Source organism: Nonomuraea fastidiosa (assembly GCF_042751225.1).
Classification (GTDB): domain Bacteria; phylum Actinomycetota; class Actinomycetes; order Streptosporangiales; family Streptosporangiaceae; genus Nonomuraea; species Nonomuraea fastidiosa.
This window is the reverse complement of sequence record NZ_CP170570.1, coordinates 4,799,693-4,818,212: the sequence shown is the minus strand read 5'-3', so window position 1 is coordinate 4,818,212 and position 18,520 is coordinate 4,799,693. Positions and strand designations below refer to the sequence as shown.

The window sequence follows — 18,520 nt, the reverse complement described above, 5'->3', positions numbered from 1 at the left end:
GCCCGCCGCGTCCGAGCTGTAACGCTCTTTGCCGCTCTCGGCCGCTACTTCAGGAGGCGATATTGCCTGCGCCACCGACGATTCCCTCAAGCTTCTTCTGGTAGTCGGCCGCCGCCTGGTCGGGCGACGTGCCGCCGACGACCGCGGCGGTGGCCTCCTGCAGCGCCACCGACACCTGCGGGTAGACCGCGACCGGCGGGCGGTAGGCCGTCAGTGGCAGCACCTTCTCCGAGATGTAGGTGAGCAGCGGCTCGCCGGCCAGGATCTCCTTGTTGACGTCCGCGCGCGGGGTGATGCGCACGTTGCCGTCCTTGGTCTCCTCCTTCAGCGCCTCGGGCGAGAGCGTGAAGGCGGCCAGCTCGAACGCCTCCTTGGGGTGCTTGCTGTTGGGGTTGACCGTGCGCAGCGCGCCGCCGGACATGCTGACGAAGTCCTGGCCGCGGATGCCCTTGCCCGGCTCGATGGCGGGGATCATGGCGTAGCCGACGACCTGGTCGCGGTCGGCCATCTTGGCGATGCCGGTCTTGGGGTTGACCACGCCGCGCCAGAAGTAGTCGCCCTCCATCAGGATGCCGATCTTGCCCTCGGCGAACTGCTGGAACGACTTGTCGCGGCCCTTGGCCTCCTGCTGGAGCTTGGGGTCGCCGAGGCCGCCGCCGTAGATCTTCTGGTAGAAGCCGAGCGCGTCCTTCAGCGGCTGGGACGCGCCGGTCCACTTGCCGTCCTTCTGCACCTCGCCGCCCGCGCCCGCGAGCAGCGGCAGCACGCCCTGCATGGAGGTGGCCTCGCCCATGGCGGTGCCGGCGTTGATCTGGATCGGGACGGGCACGCCGGCGTTCTTGAGCTTGGTGCCGGCGTCGATGATCTCCTGCCAGCTCTTGGGCTGCCAGTCGGCCGGCAGGCCCGCCTTGGCGAAGAGGTTCTTGTTGAAGTACAGGACGCGGCCGTCGGTGCCGATGGGCAGCGCGTACCTCTTGCCGTTGAACTCGGTCATGCCCTGGACGGCCTCGGGGATCTGCGCCCAGCCGTCCCAGTTGTCGGCCTCGGGGCCGACCAGCTCCGACAGCGGCTTGATGTAGCCGGCCTCGGCGAACTCACCGGCCCAGATGCCGTCGAGGTCGATCACATCCGCGCCCTTGCCCGACTTGAGGTCGAGCGAGAGCTTGGTCTTGTACTGCTCGTCATCGACGCCGCTGGGTACGAACTTGACCGTGACGTTCTTGCCCTTCGCCTTCTGGGCCTCTTCGAACTTCGGGATCACCCAGTCGGTGATGTGCTGCGCGGCGGCGGCGTTCTTACCACCGGCGATGGCGTTCTGGGTGATCGTCAGCTCGATGGTGTCACCGCCTCCGCCGCCGCCGGAGGACTGGCCGCAGGCGGCGAGCCCTAGACCGGCCGCGGTGATGACCGCGACCACACCCAACGACCGTTTCCGCAATGCCATGCAAACCCTCCGACGTGTCCTTAAAGGGAGGCAGCCATGGGCCAATATGTCATGACATTCAGATGACGTAAAGACCTGGCCATGATCAAGGAAGTGCCCTCATACTGCGGCTTTGTCCAGGGAGGACCGAATGTTCACATTTCGGTCACCTGAGACGTGAGCACCGGGGTTTCGGACGGGGCACATTGCGCAACATAGCGGACATCCGAATGTCATGACAATATGCCATAGTGTCGAGGGTAAGCTCCGTCCCTGGAGGTGCTGTTGTACGACCTGATCACGATCGGCCGCTGCGGCGTCGACGTCTACCCGCTGCAGACCGGGGTCGGCCTGGCCGACGTCGAGAGCTTCGGCAAGTTCCTCGGCGGCAGCCCCACCAACGTCGCCGTCGCCGCCGCTCGGCACGGTCTGCGCCCCGCCGTGATCACCGGGGTGGGCGCCGACCCGTTCGGCGACTACGTGCGCCGGGCGATCCGCGGTTTCGGCGTGGACGACGCCTTCGTCAGCACCATCGAGGGCGCTCCCACCCCCGTGACGTTCTGTGAGATCTTCCCGCCCGACCACTTTCCCATCTACTTCTACCGCGGCGAGCATCCGCCGGACCTGCGCATCGAACCGTCCATGCTCGACCTCGACGCGATCGCCCGCACCCCGCTGTTCTGGTTCTCGCTGACCGGGCTCAGCAAGGAGCCGAGCGCCTCCGCCCACGAGGCCGCGCTGTCGGTGCGCACCTCCGGCTGGACGGTGTTCGACCTCGACTACCGCGCCACCCTGTGGGAGTCGCGCGAGGCCGCCCACGAGGCCGCGCGCAAGGCGCTGCCCCACGCCAACGTGGCCGTGGGCAACCTCGATGAGGTGGAGGTGGCGGTCGGCGTGCGCGAGCCCGAGGCCGCCGCGCAGGCGCTGCTTGACGCCGGCGTACGCGTCGCGATCGTGAAGATGGGCCCCGAGGGCGTCTTCGCCCGCACCGCCGAGGAGAGCGCGCTGGTCGAGCCCATGAAGGTCGAGGTCGTCAACGGCATCGGCGCCGGAGACGCCTTCGGCGGGGCCGTCTGCCTCGGCCTGCTGCGCGGCTGGCCGCTCGAACGCACACTGCGCTTCGCCAACGCCGCCGGCGCCTTCGTGGCCGCCCGCCTGGCCTGCGCCGACGCCATGCCGACCACGTCCGAGGTGGACGAACTGCTGAACGGGGCCCGCTCGTGAGCGACATCACGCTGCCGCCCAGGGCGGCCGACTACGGGCGGCTCACGCACATCCGCGCCACCAGGCCGGAGGAGATCGCCGAGGCCGCGGCCCGGCGCGAGCGGCGCGGCCTGCCCGCCGAGGGCGAACGGCTGCTCATCATCGCCGCCGACCACCCGGCGCGCGGCGCCCTCGGCGTGCGCGACCGGCCGCTCGCCATGGCCAGCCGGGTGGACCTGCTCGACCGGCTGCGCGTGGCGCTGGCCAGGCCGGGTGTGGACGGCATCCTCGCCTCCCCCGACGTGCTCGAAGACCTGCTGCTGCTCGGCGCCCTCGAGGGCAAGCTCGCCTTCGGCTCGATGAACCGGGGCGGCCTGCAGGGCTCGGTCTTCGAGATGGACGACCGCTTCACCGGCTTCGACGCCGACGCCATCGACGCCATGCGGCTCGACGGCGGCAAGATGCTCTGCCGCATCGACCCGTCCGACCCCGCCACCGTCTCCACGCTGGAGTCGTGCGCGCGGGCGGTCAGCGACCTGGCCAGGCGTCGGCTCGTGGCTATGGTGGAGCCGTTCTGGTCGCGCAGGTCGGAGTCGGGCGCCGTACGCAACGACCTGTCGCCCGACGCGGTGATCAGGGCCATCAGCGTCGCCCAGGCGCTCGGCGTGACCTCCGCCTACACCTGGCTGAAGATCCCCGCCGTGGCCGAGATGGAGCGCGTCATGGCCGCGACCACGCTGCCCGCACTGCTGCTCGGCGGCGACCCGCCCGACATCGACGCCGCCTACGCCGACTGGCACCGCGCGCTCGGCCTGCCCGGGGTGCGCGGCCTGGTCGTCGGGCGCGCCCTGCTCTATCCCCCGGACGACGACGTCGCGGCCGCGGTCGACGGTGCCGCGGCCCTGGTGCGAGAGGTTCGTGCATGACCTACCTTCCCTACGGCAAAGCCGCCCGCGACCCCTGGACGGTGGAGATCACCCCGTCCGTGGCCGGGTGGACGTACTCGGGGCTGCGGGTGACGGACCTGGGCGAGACCCCGGTCACCTTCGACACCGGCGAGGAGGAGTTCCTCGTCCTGCCGCTGGCCGGCTCGTGCACGGTCGCGATCCCGGGCGAGACATTCGAGCTGACCGGGCGGGCGTCGGTCTTCGACGGGCCGTCCGACTTCGCGTACGTGCCGATCGGCACCGAGGTGACGCTGACCGGCACCGGCCGCATCGCGCTGCCGTCGGCGCGCGCCACGCGCGGGCTCGACCCCCGCTACGTGCCCGCATCCGAGGTGCCCGTCGAGATCAGGGGCGCGGGGCAGGCCACCCGCCAGGTCAACAACTTCTGCGCGCCCGACGCCTTCGAGTGCGACAAGCTGATGGCGGTCGAGGTGCTCACGCCCGGCGGTAACTGGTCGTCGTACCCGCCGCACAAGCACGACACCCCCAACCCCGGCGAGGCGGTGCTGGAGGAGATCTACTACTTCGAGGTCGCCGGTGAGGGCGTCGGCTACCAGCGCGTCTACACCTCCGAGCGGGGCCACATCGACACGCTCGCCGAGGTGTCGTCGGGCGACGTCGTGCTCATCCCGTACGGCTACCACGGCCCCTCCATGGCCGCGCCCGGCTACGACCTGTACTACCTCAACGTCCTGGCCGGCCCGGCGGAGCAGCGGTCGATGGCCTTCTGCGACGACCCCCGCCACGCCTGGATCCGCTCCTCGTGGGACGGCCAGCCCATCGACCCCAGAGTGCCGTTCGGGAGGACGTCATGACCCGGTTGACCGTCGCGCAGGCCGTCGTCCGCTTCCTGGCCGCGCAGTGGAGCGAGCGCGACGGCGTCGAGCGCCGGTTCTTCGGCGGCTGCGTCGGCATCTTCGGCCACGGCAACGTGGCCGGCATGGGCCAGGCGCTCGCCACCTCCGGCACCGACCTGCCGTACTACCTGAGCCGCAACGAGCAGGCGATGGTGCACACGGCCGCCGCCTACGCCCGCGCGAGCAACCGCCTGGCCACGCTGGCGTGCACCACCTCGATCGGCCCCGGAGCCACCAACATGATCACGGGTGCGGCGGGCGCCACCATCAATCGGCTGCCCGTGCTGCTGCTACCCGGCGACATCTTCTCCACCCGCGTCGCCAGCCCGGTGCTGCAGGAGCTGGAGGACCAGCGCTCCTACGACGTCTCGGTCAACGACTGCTTCAAGCCGGTCTCCCGCTACTGGGACCGCGTCAACCGCCCCGAGCAGCTCCCTTCGGCGCTGCTCGCGGCCATGCGGGTGCTCACCGACCCGGCCGAGACCGGCGCGGTGACGCTGGCGCTGCCGCAGGACGTGCAGGCCGAGGCCTACGACTGGCCGGACGAGCTGTTCGCCCGCCGGGTCTGGCACATCGCGCGGCCCCGGCCCGAGCGCGCGGCGCTGGCCCGCGCCGCCGAGCTGATCACCTCCGCCGAGCGCCCGCTCATCGTGGCCGGCGGTGGCGTCATCTACAGCGAGGCCACCGAGGCGCTGCGGGCCTTCGCCGAGGCGCACGGCGTGCCGGTGGCCGAGACGCAGGCGGGCAAGGGCGCGCTGCCGCACGGGCACCCGCTCGCCCTCGGCGCGGTCGGCGCGACCGGCACCACGGCCGCCAACGCCTTCGCCCGCGAGGCCGACGTGGTCATCGGCATCGGCACCCGCTACAGCGACTTCACCACCGCCTCCCGGACGATCTTCGCGCCCGACGCCCGCTTCGTGAACCTCAACGTCACCGGCTTCGACGCGGCCAAGCTCTCCGGCCTGCAGCTCGTCGCCGACGCCCGCGAGGGGCTCGCCGACCTGGACGAGGCGTGTGCGGGCTGGAGCACCCCCGACGCCTACCGGGCGCGGGCCGCCGAGCTGATCCGGGCCTGGGACGCGAAGGTGGACGCCGCGTACGCGGTGGAGAGCACCCCCATCTCGCAGGCGGCGGTGATCGGCGCGGTCAACGCGGCGGCCGGCGACGACGGCGTGGTGGTGTGCGCGGCCGGGTCGATGCCCGGCGACCTGCACAAGCTCTGGCGGCCCAGCGGCCCGGGCAGCTACCACGTCGAGTACGGCTACTCCTGCATGGGCTACGAGATCGCCGGTGGGCTCGGCATCAAGCGGGCCGCCCCTGAGCGCGAGGTGTTCGTGCTGGTGGGCGACGGCTCGTACCTGATGATGGCCCAGGAGCTCGTCACCGCCGTCGCCGACGGCGTCAAGCTGATCGTGGTGCTGGTCGACAACTCCGGCTTCGCCTCCATCGGGCGGCTGTCGGAGAGCGTCGGCGCCGAACGCCTCGGCACCGCCTACCAGGCGAGCGACGGCGGCCCGCTGCCCGTCGACCTCGCCGCCAACGCGGCCAGCCTCGGCGCGACCGTGCTGCGCCCCGAGTCGGTCGCCGATCTGCGCAAGGCCCTCGAGGCGGCCAGGTCGGCGAGCGAGACCACGGTCATCTACGTGCCCACCGACCGGCTCGCCGACGACGTGCCCTCGTCCGAGGCGTGGTGGGACGTGCCCGTGGCGCAGGTGGCCACGACCGACGCCACCCGGTCCGCCAAGGAGGAGTACGAGGCGAACAAGCGCGCCCAGCACGCGCACCTGGCGCCGCCCGCCTAGCATGATTGCCCCCGATCAGCCTGGGGAACTCCTCTGACCAGGCACGATTGGGGGCAAGGCGATGGGGCCGTGGCGGCTGCTGGGGTGGATCGCGGTCGTCGCGGTCGCCCTGTTCTGCCTGCATCACCTGCGTACGGTGGCGCTGTCCATCGTCGTCGGCGTCTTCCTCACGGCGCTGCTGCTGCCCCGGCCCGCCGGCTGATGTCGCGCGGTGCCGGGCGCGCGCTCGCCACCGCGGTGGTCTTCTCCGGCGGGCTGCTGCTCGCGGGGGCGCTGTTCGCGCTGCTCGTGCCGCCCACCGTGGCCAGCCTGTCGGAGCTGGGCGCGAGCGTCGGCAAGGTGCTCGACGACCTGCACGGGCTCGTCACCCGGCTCGGGTTCGACGACCGGCAGCTCCTCGCGCAGGCCCGCGACTACCTGTCATCGCGCAACCGGCAGATCACCACCGGGGCCCTGGCCGGGGTGCGGACGGCGGGCGAGATCGTGGTCGGCGCGGTGCTCGCCGTCATCCTGTCGGTCTACTTCGTGCACTCGGGCGACCGGCTCTTCCGCTGGCTGATCTCGCTTGCGTCCGCGCCCGCGCGGCCCCGGATGGCCGAGACCGGAGCGCTCATCTTCGACGTCATCGGCCGCTACATCCGCGGTGTCGCGATCGTGGGGCTGGTGGACGGGTTCTTCATCGGCGTCGCGCTGTGGATTCTCGGCGTGCCGCTGGCGCTGCCGCTCGCGGTGCTGACGTTCGCGGGGGCGTTCCTGCCGGTGGTGGGCGCGCTGTTCGCCGGGCTGCTCGCCGCCGTCGTCGCGCTGGTCGCCAAGGGGTGGCTGGTCGCGCTGATCGTGGTCGCGGTGACCGTGGCGGTGCAGCAGCTCGAAGGGCACGTGCTGGCGCCGCAGATCTACGGCAAGGCGCTCGACCTGCCGGGCGCGGTGATCCTGGTGGCGATCGCGGTGGGCAGCGTGGTGGCCGGGATCGCGGGGGCGTTCCTGGCGGCGCCGGTGACATCGGTGATCGTCGCCCTGCTGCACCGCGCCAGAGCCGACGAGGAGTCTCCCGGACCCGATACGGGCCCTGCGGGACCACCTGACTCGGGACCGCCCGGCGCGGGACCCGCCGACGCGGGACCGGCCGCTTCCGGGCCGCCGGGCCAGCATCCATCGGGGCCGGAGCCGCCGGGGCCGCAGCCGGGCGGACCGAAATCCGGAGGGGCGGGTCCTCAGCGGGGATCCGGCGGGCCGAAACCCGGGCCGTCCGGCCTGCGAACGGCCACCTAGCACCCGCCCGCCTTCCGACGGCCACCCGCCTCCCGGACGGCCACCCGCCTTCTGACGGCCAGCCGCCTTTTGACGGCCGCCCGCCGCTCGGTCGTGGCGGCCGCGTTCAGAGGCGGAGTTCGAGCTCCAGCTCGTGCCTGATCGGGATGCCGTCCGACTCCTTCGGGATGCTCGGCTTCAGCTCGCGCGCTCGTTCCACGGCCTCGCGGTGCAGGGCGACGAGGTCGAAGCCGTAACGCTGGTAGAAGCGCAGCGCGTGGGTGTTGTCGTTGGTGGTGATCAGCGTGAGCCTGGCCAGCCCCCGCTCGGCCGCCACCGCACGCACCGCGTCGAGCAGCGCCCGCCCGACGCCCTTGCCGGGCACGACGGCGTCGATCGTGATGATCTCCAGTGCGTCGCCGCGGTCGGCGTACGTCACCACGCCCGCCACCTCGCCGTCCAGCTCGGCCACGAAGCCGGGCAGGGTGGCGGCGTCGATCAGCTCGCCCCGCCCCAGCGCGATCACGGTGGTGCCCGCCCAGCTTCCGGTGAGCACGCGGGCCACGACACGCCCGTCCTCGGGGCCGATGGGCCGTACGGATATCGCCATGGCGCTCATTATGTGACGTGACTTTCGACTGTCACGGCGCTCTGCCTGCTCGCCGCCGTCGAGGCCGCCCTGGCGTGACCCTCACGAACGGCTCAGGCGCTGGTCGAGGACGTCGGCGATGCCCGCGAGGAAGGAGTCGACGTCGGCGATCAGGTAGCCGGGACGCAGTAGCACGGTCGAGAACTTCGCATTCCGCACGTCCTCGCCCGTCACCGGGTACTGGGTGGTGCCGCGCAGCGTGGCCACGATGCGGTCGAGGAAGGCATCGACCTCGTCCTCGTTGTAGCCGGTGCCCATGCGGCCGGTGCGGAAGCCGACCCGTTCGACGCGGGCGGCCTGCGTCTCGAACCACTCCTCGCGCAGCATGTCGCCGGTCGGCTCCGCCATCGCGAGCCGTACGGGCCGCTTGGCCTGCGCCTCCAGCGCCACCACGAACGCCTCCAGCGCGAAGTCCACCGCTGTCTCCTGATAGCCGCCACGCACGGCGCGGAACGTCGCGCTGCGCACCTCGTCGGCGGTGACGGGCTCCAGGAGGTGGGAGCCCCGCCCCAAGGTCGACTCGATCCGCCCGATCAGGGCGTCGACCTCGACGGGGTCATAGCCTGAACGCAAACCCATGACGCGTGGAAAGCGGTTCAAGCCTCAATCCTCCTGAGATGGGGAGTGCCAGGGGTGCTTCCATTGTCGGACCTTTATCCCGGCCCTGCGACCCGGCCTATATCGTTACGGGATCATGCGCTTGTCCAAAGTCGCCTACCGCTACCGCAGGCGTCATCCTCTCGTCATCGAGGAAGCCGACGCGAGCCTGTCGCCCGGCGACGTCATCGAGCTGACCGGCGCGAACGGGGCGGGCAAGTCCACCCTGCTCCGCCTGCTCGCCGGGCTCGCCCGGCCCACCTCGGGCACGATCACCGACCGTCCCGCGGTGGTCGGCTTCGCGCCCGACCGCTTCCCCACCGACCAGCCGTTCACCGTCGCCGACTATCTGCGGCACATGTCCCTCGTACGCGGTGGCGCCCGCTGGGAGCCCTGGGCCGAGCGGCTCGGCATGGGCCATCTCCTCGGCACCGCGCTCGCCGACCTGTCCAAGGGCAGCGCCCACAAGGTGGGCCTGGCGCAGGCGCTGATGGCCGAGCCGGGGCTGTTGATCCTGGACGAGCCGTTCGCCGGGCTCGACGCCGACACCCGCGCCGCGCTGCCCGGGATCGCCACCGAGGTGGCGGGGCGGGGCGGCATCGTCGTGGCGTCCGACCACCAGGGCGGTCTGCGCGAGTTACCCGGGCTGCGGCAGTGGGCCATCGTGGACGGCCGGCTCAAGGAGGGCGCGGCGTCCCCCTCACCGCCCGCCCGCGCCACCGTGGCCGTCACCCTGCCCGCCGACGAGCTGCCGGGTTTCCTGGCCAGGATGCGCGAGGAGGGCTATGAAGCCCGCCGCTTGGAGGAGAGCTCATGATCGCGCTGGCCCTCTACCGCCTGGCCGCGTACGTCCGCTCGCACCGCGTCTACCAGGCGCTGCTGCTCGCCCTCGCGCTGCTCGCGATCCTGCACGGCAGCCGGGTCCCGGCCGGCCAGGAGGGCTCCGCGCTGGCCGACGGCGCCGTGCTGCTCGTGCCCGTGCTCGCCTGGGCGGCGCGGAGCCTGCTCGACACCGAGCCGGACCGGCAGCGGGAGATGTCGGCCGTCCTGGTGGGCGGGCGCGGCAGGGAGGTGGCCGCGGGGCTGCTCGCGGCGTTCGCGGTCTGTGCCGCCTTCGCGGCGCTCGGGATGGGATGGGCGCTCCTGCTGGGCGTCACCCAGTGGCCCTCGCACGGCCTACTGAGCGCAGCGGCGGCCCTGTACGTAATGTCGGCGCTGACCGGCACCGCGCTCGGCGCGCTCACCAGCAGGGCCGTGCTGCCGTCACCGGCCGTCTCGATCATGACCTTGGTGCTCGGCTACCTGGCCATGCTGCTGCTCAGCGCCATGGCGCCGGCGTGGCTCACCGTGCCGCTGATCGGGTGGATGCGGGCGGCGAGCCGGTGTGAGCTCGTGGAGCGGCTGCCGGAGCTGGGGCCGATCTCGGTGGCGTGGTGCGTGATCGGCCTGGCCGCGTACGCCTGGCTCCGCCACCGCCGCGCCTGACAGCGCACACCGCCGGGCCCGACCCCACACGCCGGCTGGCCCGCCCCCGCACACCGCCGGCGGCCCGACCTCACACGTCGACGGACCCGACCTCGCACGCCGTCGGGCCCCCGCGCGACGCCGCACTTGGCCGCCGCACCCGCTTTCGCGCGGGCTTATTCGGCGGCGGCGAGCTGGCCGCAGGCGCCGTCGATCTCGCGGCCGCGCGTGTCACGCACGGTCACCGGCACGCCGTGGAACTGCAGCCGCCGCACGAACGCCCGCTCGTCCTCCGGCCGGGAGGCCGTCCACTTGGAGCCCGGGGTCGGGTTGAGCGGGATCAGGTTGACGTGCACCAGCTTGTTCTTGATCAGCTTGCCGAGCAGATCGGCCCGCCACTCCTGGTCGTTGACGTCCTTGATCAGCGCGTACTCGATGGAGACGCGCCGCTTGGTGCGCGCCGCGTACGCCCACGCGGCGTCGAGCACCTCGGCCACCTTCCACCGCGTGTTGATCGGCACCAGCGTGTCGCGCAGCTCGTCGTCGGGCGCGTGCAGCGACAGCGCGAGCGTGACCGGCAGCCCCTCATCGGCGAGCTTGCCGATCGCCGGCACCAGCCCGACCGTGGAGACCGTGACGCTGCGCGCGGAGATGCCGAGACCGTGAGGCGCGGGCTCGACCAGCCGCCGCACCGCGCCGATCACCTGCTTGTAGTTGGCCAGTGGCTCGCCCATGCCCATGAACACGACGTTGCTGACGCGTCCCGGCCCGCCGGGCACCTCGCCGGCCGCCAGCGCCCGCGCGCCCGCCACGACCTGCTCGACGATCTCGGCGGTGGACATGTTCCTGGTCAGACCGGCCTGGCCGGTGGCGCAGAATGGGCAGTTCATGCCGCAGCCGGCCTGCGACGACACGCACATGGTGACCCGGTCGGGGTAGCGCATGAGCACCGACTCCACCAGGGCGCCGTCGAACAGCCGCCACAGCGTCTTACGCGTCGTGCCGCCGTCGGTGGTCAGCTCTCTGACCGGGGTCAGCAGGTTGGGCAGCAGTGTGGCCAGCTTGTCCCTGGACGCCGCGGGCAGGTCGGTCATCGCCTGCACATCGGTGGTGAGGCGCTCGAAGTAGTGGCGGGAGAGCTGGTCGGCGCGGAACGCCTTCTCACCCAGCTCGGTGACCGCCGCCCGCCGCTCGGCCATCGACAGGTCGGCCAGGTGCCGGGCGGGCTTGGCCCGGCGCGGGGCGACGAAGGTGAGCTGACCAGGAGGCTGGGACACTGTGCTGCCTTTGCTTGAGGGGTTTGGGACCAGGGTAGTGAACGTTCGGATCGGAGGTGGAATTCCTGGTCACTGTCGGGCTCGCGTCCTGGTCTCCGGTCGATCTACAGTCGAGACGTATGGCGATTTCTCGGTCGGCATCTGGCGAGGGTGGCGCCGAGGTCGTGCTCGCCGCCGGCAACCCGTACGGCAGCCGGACGCTCGTCGTCGAGCGGGACGAGGACGCCTCGGTGGCTTACCTGTGCTCGCCCGACGGCACCGTGCACGGCGCGGTCTGGCTGGCCAACCACCGTCCCGCGCCGCAGGTCGTCGACCTGGCCCGCATCAACGCCGGTCTGCCGCCGCTCATGCCGAGGGCCAACACGCTCCACCCCGACGGCCGCCGCCCGCTCGGCGAGCTCACCCCGCTGTGGTTCGAAGAGGGCGACGGCGTGGCGCTCTACGAGGACGACGAGCTGCTCGCGGTCATCCCGGGCTGGGCCGACATGAGCCGCGGGATGCCGGGGTACGCGCGGGACGCGGTGGGCGAGTCGCCGTTCGCCTGGGCGCTGTCGGAGGCGCTCGAAGGGCTGCGGCCCCGTATCGCGAACGCCAGATCCTACTGGCGCTGGCGGCACAGCGAAGGGTCGTGGCCGTCGTTCCAGCAGTTCGTGATGGGTCACCTCGACCGCGTGCTCGGCCCCGCGGGGCGCTACTGGGACGCGAGCGGCGACCGGCTGCCGACCGTGGGCATCACCGAGCGTCCCCCGCACGGCGAGCGGCGGTTCACGGTGCTGTCGACGGTGGGGATGAGCTGCCAGCGCATGCCGACGGTCGAGCAGTGGATCGACCGGCCCGGCGCGTACGCCAGGGTCGAGCTGGCCGTGGCCACCCGCGAGGACCCGCGCGACGCGGCGCTGCTGCTGGTCTGGCTGTCGCAGTATCCGTGGCACTCGGTGACCTGGCTGGGTCACGGCCACACGGCGAAGTGGTATCACGAGCCGGCGACGTTCCCGCTGGGGCCGCAGTATTCGGGGGTGCTCATGCAGGCCAACCCACCCCACATGCCCGACATGTCGGGCTTTGCGTTCGGGGGCGAGGCGGTGCGGTGGCTCTGGCTCTCCCCCATCACCACGCAGGCCATGCAGGCACACTCATGAGCGTGCTCAGAAGAAGAGCGTCATGAGCAGCCAGACCGGCACCAGCGTCGTCACCAGCGAGTCCAGCCGGTCCATCAGCCCGCCGTGCCCCGGCAGGATCGTACCCAGGTCCTTGATGCCGAGATCCCGCTTGATCATCGACTCGATCAGGTCGCCCACGGTCGCGAGCAGGGCGCCCAGCGCGCCCATCAGCGCGCCCTGCCACAGCTCGCCGCCCAGCAGCCAGGTCACCAGCCAGGCGCCGATCACCGTACAGGCGATCAGCGAGCCCGCCAGGCCCTCCCAGGTCTTCTTCGGGCTGATCGCCGTGAGCTGATGCCTGCCGAACAGCACCCCGGCGACGTAACCGCCGATGTCGCTGGCCACCGTCACCGCGATGAAGATCAGCACCCGGTGGCTGCCGTCGTCGGGCTTCAGCAGCAGCGCCACGAACCCGCTCAGCATCGCCGGATAGAACAGCGTGAACACCGACGCCGACGCATCGCGGACGAAACCGTCCGTGCCCGCGCTGAACATCCGCCAGATCAGCAGCACGAACGCGAACACCGCGAAGGCCGCCAGCATCCAGACCGGCCCGCCCGATAGGCGCCGGCCTGCATGGCCACCAGTCCCAACAGCACCGGGGGAACGGGCACCACGATGTCACGGGTGGCGAACGCCCTGGTCAGCTCGACCACGCCGACGCCCACGCACACCACGGCCACGAGGAGGAACAGCTCCTTGACCGTGTAGATGGTCCCGAGGACCAGCGCGCCCAGCACCAGCCCGACCGCGATCGCGGCAGGCAGGTTCCTTCCGGTACGGCTGCCGCCGCTCGAGCTGGTGCCAGCCGTACTTTTCTCCACAGACTTCTCCATAAGCCACGGCCCTCGCCATCGCGGCGAGGGCCGCAGTGCAGACCCGCTGGAGACAGCGCCCCCGCGTTCGGGGACCCGCCTCCCTGTCGAGACGGCCCGCGGGACGCGGCCCGCCGTGCGGCGCGCCGCTCAGACCTCGAGCAGCTCGGCTTCCTTGTGCTTGAGCAGCTCGTCGATCTTGGCGACGTGCTTCTGGGTGAGGTCGTCGAGCTCCTTCTCGGCCCGCCGGACCTCGTCCTCGCCCGCCTCGCCGTCCTTGACCATCTTGTCGAGGATCTCCTTGGCGGAGCGGCGGATGTTGCGCACCGACACCTTGGCCTGCTCGCCCTTGTTCCTGGCGACCTTGATGTACTCCTTGCGGCGCTCCTCCGACAGCTCGGGGAACGTCACGCGGATCACCTGGCCGTCGTCGGTGGGGTTGACGCCGAGGTCGGAGTCGCGGATGGCCTTCTCGATCGCGCCCATCGAGCTCTTGTCATAGGGCTGGATGAGGACCATGCGCGCCTCGGGCACGTGGAAGGACGCCAACTGCTGAATCGGCGTCGGCGTGCCGTAGTACTCGGCAGTGATCTTGTTGAACATCGAGGGGGTGACACGGCCCGTACGGATGCTCGCGAAGTCCTCCTTCGCCACCGAAACGGCCTTGTCCATCTTTTCCTCGGCTTCGAGGAGGGTTTCGTCGATCACAGCGGCTCCCTGTCTTCTAGCTGGCGGTATCGGGCTCGCTCCGTCATTTGCCTGCGGGACTCACCAGCGTGCCGATTTTCTCACCGCGTACCGCTCGCAGGATGTTGCCCTCGCCCATGAGGTCGAAGACGACGATCGGCAGATCGTTGTCCTTGCACAGGCTGATCGCGGTGGCGTCCATGACCGCGAGGTCGCGCAGCAGCACCTCGCCGTAGTCGAGGTGGTCGAACCGCACCGCGTCGGGGTTCTTGCGCGGATCGGAGTCATAGATCCCGTCGACCTGCGTGCCCTTGAGCAGCGCCTCAGCGCCGATCTCCAGGGCGCGCTGGGAGGCCGCGGTGTCGGTCGAGAAGAACGGCGAACCCAGCCCGGCGCCGAAGATGACCACGCGCCCCTTCTCGAGGTGCCTGATCGCGCGGCGCGGCAGGAACGGCTCGGCCACCTGCTGCATGGTGATGGCGGTCTGCACGCGCGTCTCCACACCCCGCCGTTCCAGGAAGTCCTGCAGGGCCAGGCAGTTGATGACGGTGCCGAGCATGCCCATGTAGTCGGCCCTGGCGCGGTCGATGCCGCCCTGCGACAAGGTGGCGCCGCGGAACATGTTGCCGCCGCCGACCACGACCGAGACCTGCACGCCCTCACGGACGGCCTCCGCGATCGAGTCGGCCAGGTGATCGACCACTCGCGGGTCGATGCCGAGCGGCTCGTTACCGGCGAACGCCTCTCCTGACAGTTTCAACATCACCCGCTTCCACCTGAGCGGGCTTTGCGGGTTTTGAGATGAGGAAGCCGCCGTCCGTGTGGATTCGTGGGCTGACTCCCGGTGGTCCTGCACGGCGGCGGCCTCCTTCATTCGGTGGATCGTTGAGCTCGCAGCTTGCCTAAGCCTAAGCCTGACCGACCTTGAAGCGGACAAAGCCGAGGACCTCGACACCGTTCTCCTCGGCGTACTTGCCCACGCTCTTCTTGTTGTCCTTGACAAAGGCCTGCTGGAGCAGGGTGAAGTCGCGGTACCAGCCGTTCACGCGGCCCTCGACGATCTTGCCGATCGCGGCCTCCGGCTTGCCCTCCTCGCGGGTCATCTCCTCGAAGAGCTTGCGCTCCTTCTCGACGATCTCGGCGGGGACGGACTCCGGCTTGAGGTACTGCGGCGCCATGGCGGCGGCGTGCTGCGCGATGTCCTTGGCGACCTCGGCGTTCGGCTTGTCGAGCTGGACCAGCACGCCCACGGCCGGCGGCAGGGCCGGGTCGGTCTTGTGCATGTAGGCGCCGATGTAGCCGCCCTCCAGCACCGCGAAGCGACGGACCTCGATCTTCTCACCCAGCGCGGCGTTGGCCTCGTCGAGGTGCTCCTTGACGGTCTTGCCGCCGAAGGAGGACTCGAGCAGCGCCGGGACGTCGGCCGGCCGGGTCTCCAGCACGTGCGCCACGACCTGGGCGGCCAGCTCCTGGAAGCGCTCGCCCTTGGCCACGAAGTCGGTCTCGCAGTTGAGCTCGAGCAGCGCGGCGGCGGAGTCGCCGTCCTGCTTGAGCGCCACCAGGCCGTTGGACGCGGTGCGGGCCTCGCGCTTGCCCACGTCCTTGGCGCCCTTGAGGCGAAGCAGCTCGATGGCGCGGTCGAAGTCGCCCTCGGCCTCCTCGAGCGCCTTCTTGCAGTCCATCATGCCGGCAGCGGTGATCTCGCGAAGCCGCTTGACGTCGGCCATGTTCACGGAAGCCATTGCTCTTTTTCCTTGTGGGATATCGTCGTCGATCATGGTTCGGGCGGGGGCGGGAAGCCCTCCACCCTGGTTCGTACGGCCGGGCGCCTGCCGTACGTGAGCCTTGTCGTGCCTTTCACCGGTCCTCGCCGGTCCTGGCCCGGTCGTTCACCGGGTTCGGGCCGGCGTTCGAGCGTTCGCCGCTGCCTCGCCCGGCATACTGCCCAGCCTCGCCTCGGCCTACCACCACAGCACCGCCACCTGAGCCCTCAGCCCGGGTTTCAGCCCTGGCACAGGCTCTAGGCCCTGGCCCGAACCTGAGCCCCGATACCTGGCACAGGCCCCAAGCCCTGAACCGAACCCTGAGCCCCGGTACCTGGCACAGGCCCCAAGCCCCGGCCCGAACCCTGAGCCCCGGTTCGAAGCGCTCCAGGCCTTGGCCTGGCGCCCGACCTCGCCCTAGGTCGGCGCCCGGCCTGAGCCGTGGCCGCGTTTCCGGTCCCCGGGCCTGGCGCAGGCCCCAGGCCCTGACCGAGCCCTGCGCCCGCCGGCCCCGAACCGCTTGGGCTGCAACCTGAGCCGCCTGGCCCCTGGAGTAGCCCACCCGGCGGGGGTGAGCCGCTCCGGCGTGCCGTCGCAGGCCGGTCGTTTGCCTGACCGCGACGTACACCTTGCCCGGCACCCTGCCCGGCCGGCTGCCGGAGCCCCGGCGGCCGTGTGCGGTGGTCCGCCTGTATTCAGCTGTCACGTGCGCCTTGCTGACGGCCCTGGCTTCCCAGGCCCGACCGGCAGGCCGCCGGAGCATCGACGCCCCATGCCGGTATCGGCCCCCGACACCGGCCCGGCTCCTCGCCTGGCCGGACATCCAGGCTCGCATCGCGCGCCCGGATCGGCCCGTACGAGCCCAGGACCAACGCCCAGTGGGTCCTGTCAGAGCCGTCACGAGCCGGCCGGATCCGCACCGGCACACAAGCGCCGTACCGTCCGGCGGAACCGCCCCCGGGCACCTGAGCGACCGGCGGCAGCGACCGCCCCCGGCGGGACGACCACCGAGAACCCGTCACCGAGCCGGTCAGAACCGTGTCCTTCCATCAGAACACGGCCGGACCCGCCCGGGGCAGACCCTCAGTGGTCACCCCAGGGTGAAGGCGTCAGGCCTGCTGGCCGTTCTCGCCCTCGGCAGGAGCGGCGGACTCGGCCGGAGCCTCGGCCTTCGCCTCGCCCTCGGCAGCGGCCTCGGGAGCAGGCGCCTCGGCGGCGTTCTCGCCCGCGCCCTGCTCGATGAGCTCGCGCTCCCACTCGGCCAGCGGCTCGGCGGCGGCCGGCTTCTCGTCACCGCGAGCGGCGCCGGAGCGAGCCATCAGACCGGCCGCGACAGCGTCGGCGACGACCCTGGTCAGCAGGCCGACGGCGCGGATGGCGTCGTCGTTGCCCGGGATCGGGTAGTCGACCTCGTCGGGGTCGCAGTTGGTGTCGAGGATCGCGACGACAGGGATGCCGAGCTTCTTGGCCTCGCTGATCGCGATGTGCTCCTTCTTGGTGTCGACGACCCACACGGCGCTGGGCACACGACCCATGTCACGGATGCCGCCGAGCGTGCGCTCGAGCTTGTCCTTCTCGCGACGGCGCATCAGGAGCTCCTTCTTGGTGAGCCCCGAGGCGGCGACGTTGTCGAAGTCGAGCTCCTCGAGCTCCTTCAGACGCTGCAGCCGCTTGTGCACGGTCGAGAAGTTGGTGAGCATGCCACCCAGCCAGCGCTGGTTGACGTACGGCATGCCGACCCGGGAAGCCTGCTCGGCGATGGCCTCCTGAGCCTGCTTCTTGGTGCCGATGAACAGGATCGTGCCGCCGTGGGCGACGGTCTCCTTCACGAAGTCGTAGGCGCGGTCGATGTACGACAGCGACTTCTGAAGGTCGATGATGTAAATGCCGTTACGCTCGGTGAAGATGAACCGCTTCATCTTCGGGTTCCAGCGCCGCGTCTGGTGGCCGAAGTGAACGCCGCTCTCGAGCAGCTGTCGCATGGTGACGACGGGGGCCATGTGCTGGTCCTCCAGGTCTGGGCGCCCTGCGGATGGGCGCTGTTCTCGGTTGTGCCGCGGCAGCGCGCTGTCTGCCGCCCTGATGCCCCGAACCCGCACCAGCCGGGCACCTGGCCCGGACCGACGGTGCGGTCCGCAATGGGGCATGCGAAGTCGGCCTGCGGTGACAGGCCACCGGAAAGTCTACCTCCCACACCGCCCCCGGCTGACCGTCCCCGGTCAAACGGACATCTCCTGACCTCACCTGCCCCCGTCCACATTTCCCCGTGACCGGACACCCACACCGGTGGCGCTACCGTCCGTGACGAAGCACCCTCAACGACCCGCCGTACTCAACGGCCTGCTTCACCCACCCCCGCGCCATCACCGTCCACACTCCGCAACTCCACTCGCACTACACCGCACCACGAACCCACGCGCACAAGACGCCCCAACCGCAGCCGCGGCGCACAGCGCCAACACCCGCGACCCGCCAGGACACCATCCAAGCCGCCCCGACCTCAGCCACGTACAGCGCAAGCACCCCGACCCGCCCGGGTACCACCCAAGCCGCCGGCTTGCTCGCCCCCACGTCACCTCCGCCGGCTCGATGCGCGCGTGTCACCCTCCGCCGACGCGAGCCGTC

The 18,520-nt window shown here is 71.1% G+C and carries 19 protein-coding genes; 9 read left to right on the top strand and 10 right to left on the bottom strand.

The window, feature by feature from the left end; translation table 11 throughout:
- Positions 1–49: 49 nt before the first annotated feature.
- Positions 50–1,444: an extracellular solute-binding protein gene (locus tag ACFMQL_RS22480; protein ID WP_364070157.1), complete on the bottom strand. Its 1,395-nt coding sequence runs from the start codon at positions 1,442–1,444 to the stop codon at positions 50–52.
- Positions 1,445–1,708: 264 nt separating this feature from the next.
- Here ACFMQL_RS22480 and iolC point away from each other — a divergent pair, with 264 nt between their 5' ends.
- The 6 genes from iolC (at position 1,709) to ACFMQL_RS22450 (ending at position 7,504) form a co-directional block, all read left to right on the top strand.
- Positions 1,709–2,647, top strand: coding sequence for a 5-dehydro-2-deoxygluconokinase (gene iolC / locus ACFMQL_RS22475; RefSeq protein WP_364070154.1), 939 nt, complete (start codon positions 1,709–1,711; stop codon positions 2,645–2,647).
- Complete coding sequence (locus ACFMQL_RS22470; protein WP_378786894.1) at positions 2,644–3,552, top strand: deoxyribose-phosphate aldolase; 909 nt, start codon at positions 2,644–2,646, stop codon at positions 3,550–3,552. The genes iolC and ACFMQL_RS22470 overlap by 4 nt, the downstream gene beginning before the upstream one ends.
- On the top strand, positions 3,549–4,388 hold the full coding sequence (iolB, locus tag ACFMQL_RS22465) for a 5-deoxy-glucuronate isomerase (protein WP_378786892.1): 840 nt from the start codon (positions 3,549–3,551) through the stop codon (positions 4,386–4,388). The genes ACFMQL_RS22470 and iolB overlap by 4 nt, the downstream gene beginning before the upstream one ends.
- The gene (gene iolD, locus ACFMQL_RS22460) at positions 4,385–6,232 is read left to right on the top strand and encodes a 3D-(3,5/4)-trihydroxycyclohexane-1,2-dione acylhydrolase (decyclizing) (protein ID WP_378786890.1); all 1,848 of its coding nucleotides are present in this window, start codon (positions 4,385–4,387) and stop codon (positions 6,230–6,232) included. Before iolB ends, iolD begins: the two co-directional genes overlap by 4 nt.
- Positions 6,233–6,293: 61 nt before the next feature.
- A complete protein-coding gene (locus ACFMQL_RS22455) occupies positions 6,294–6,434 on the top strand; it encodes a hypothetical protein (RefSeq protein ID WP_378786888.1) in 141 nt (46 codons plus the stop codon).
- Positions 6,434–7,504, top strand: coding sequence for an AI-2E family transporter (locus ACFMQL_RS22450; protein ID WP_378786886.1), 1,071 nt, complete (start codon positions 6,434–6,436; stop codon positions 7,502–7,504). Before ACFMQL_RS22455 ends, ACFMQL_RS22450 begins: the two co-directional genes overlap by 1 nt.
- A 106-nt stretch (positions 7,505–7,610) precedes the next feature.
- Here the strand turns inward: ACFMQL_RS22450 and ACFMQL_RS22445 are convergent, their stop codons facing one another.
- Both ACFMQL_RS22445 and ACFMQL_RS22440 read right to left on the bottom strand, forming a co-directional pair.
- The gene (locus ACFMQL_RS22445) at positions 7,611–8,093 is read right to left on the bottom strand and encodes a GNAT family N-acetyltransferase (RefSeq protein WP_364070143.1); all 483 of its coding nucleotides are present in this window, start codon (positions 8,091–8,093) and stop codon (positions 7,611–7,613) included.
- Between the two features lie 81 nt (positions 8,094–8,174).
- Positions 8,175–8,711 (bottom strand): DivIVA domain-containing protein, encoded by a 537-nt coding sequence (locus tag ACFMQL_RS22440; RefSeq protein WP_364070140.1) that lies wholly within the window; start codon positions 8,709–8,711, stop codon positions 8,175–8,177.
- Between the two features lie 115 nt (positions 8,712–8,826).
- Here ACFMQL_RS22440 and ACFMQL_RS22435 point away from each other — a divergent pair, with 115 nt between their 5' ends.
- Together ACFMQL_RS22435 and ACFMQL_RS22430 are read left to right on the top strand one after the other, a co-directional pair.
- Positions 8,827–9,546, top strand: a complete 720-nt coding sequence (locus ACFMQL_RS22435) for an ATP-binding cassette domain-containing protein (protein ID WP_364070137.1) — start codon at positions 8,827–8,829, stop codon at positions 9,544–9,546.
- On the top strand, positions 9,543–10,214 hold the full coding sequence (locus ACFMQL_RS22430) for a hypothetical protein (RefSeq protein ID WP_364070134.1): 672 nt from the start codon (positions 9,543–9,545) through the stop codon (positions 10,212–10,214). The genes ACFMQL_RS22435 and ACFMQL_RS22430 overlap by 4 nt, the downstream gene beginning before the upstream one ends.
- Before the next feature lie 155 nt (positions 10,215–10,369).
- Here the strand turns inward: ACFMQL_RS22430 and rlmN are convergent, their stop codons facing one another.
- On the bottom strand, positions 10,370–11,470 hold the full coding sequence (rlmN, locus tag ACFMQL_RS22425) for a 23S rRNA (adenine(2503)-C(2))-methyltransferase RlmN (RefSeq protein ID WP_364070131.1): 1,101 nt from the start codon (positions 11,468–11,470) through the stop codon (positions 10,370–10,372).
- Between the two features lie 119 nt (positions 11,471–11,589).
- Between rlmN and ACFMQL_RS22420 the strand changes: the two genes are divergently transcribed.
- Positions 11,590–12,609 (top strand): suppressor of fused domain protein, encoded by a 1,020-nt coding sequence (locus ACFMQL_RS22420; protein ID WP_378786882.1) that lies wholly within the window; start codon positions 11,590–11,592, stop codon positions 12,607–12,609.
- A gap of 6 nt (positions 12,610–12,615) precedes the next feature.
- Here the strand turns inward: ACFMQL_RS22420 and ACFMQL_RS22415 are convergent, their stop codons facing one another.
- From ACFMQL_RS22415 to rpsB, 6 genes are all read right to left on the bottom strand, one after another.
- Entirely contained in the window at positions 12,616–13,173 is a 558-nt protein-coding gene (locus ACFMQL_RS22415; protein ID WP_378786880.1) for a phosphatidate cytidylyltransferase, read from the bottom strand.
- The gene (locus tag ACFMQL_RS22410) at positions 13,134–13,454 is read right to left on the bottom strand and encodes a hypothetical protein (protein WP_378786878.1); all 321 of its coding nucleotides are present in this window, start codon (positions 13,452–13,454) and stop codon (positions 13,134–13,136) included. The genes ACFMQL_RS22415 and ACFMQL_RS22410 overlap by 40 nt, the downstream gene beginning before the upstream one ends.
- Before the next feature lie 141 nt (positions 13,455–13,595).
- Positions 13,596–14,153 carry a ribosome recycling factor gene (gene frr, locus ACFMQL_RS22405; protein WP_364070122.1) on the bottom strand — a complete coding sequence of 186 codons (558 nt, stop codon included), beginning with the start codon at positions 14,151–14,153 and terminating at the stop codon, positions 13,596–13,598.
- Positions 14,154–14,196: 43 nt separating this feature from the next.
- Positions 14,197–14,895, bottom strand: coding sequence for a UMP kinase (gene pyrH, locus ACFMQL_RS22400; protein ID WP_364070266.1), 699 nt, complete (start codon positions 14,893–14,895; stop codon positions 14,197–14,199).
- Positions 14,896–15,040: 145 nt separating this feature from the next.
- The gene (tsf, locus tag ACFMQL_RS22395) at positions 15,041–15,874 is read right to left on the bottom strand and encodes a translation elongation factor Ts (RefSeq protein ID WP_364070119.1); all 834 of its coding nucleotides are present in this window, start codon (positions 15,872–15,874) and stop codon (positions 15,041–15,043) included.
- Between the two features lie 1,130 nt (positions 15,875–17,004).
- A complete protein-coding gene (rpsB, locus tag ACFMQL_RS22390; RefSeq protein ID WP_364070116.1) occupies positions 17,005–17,895 on the bottom strand; it encodes a 30S ribosomal protein S2 in 891 nt (296 codons plus the stop codon).
- Positions 17,896–18,520 lie beyond the last annotated feature (625 nt).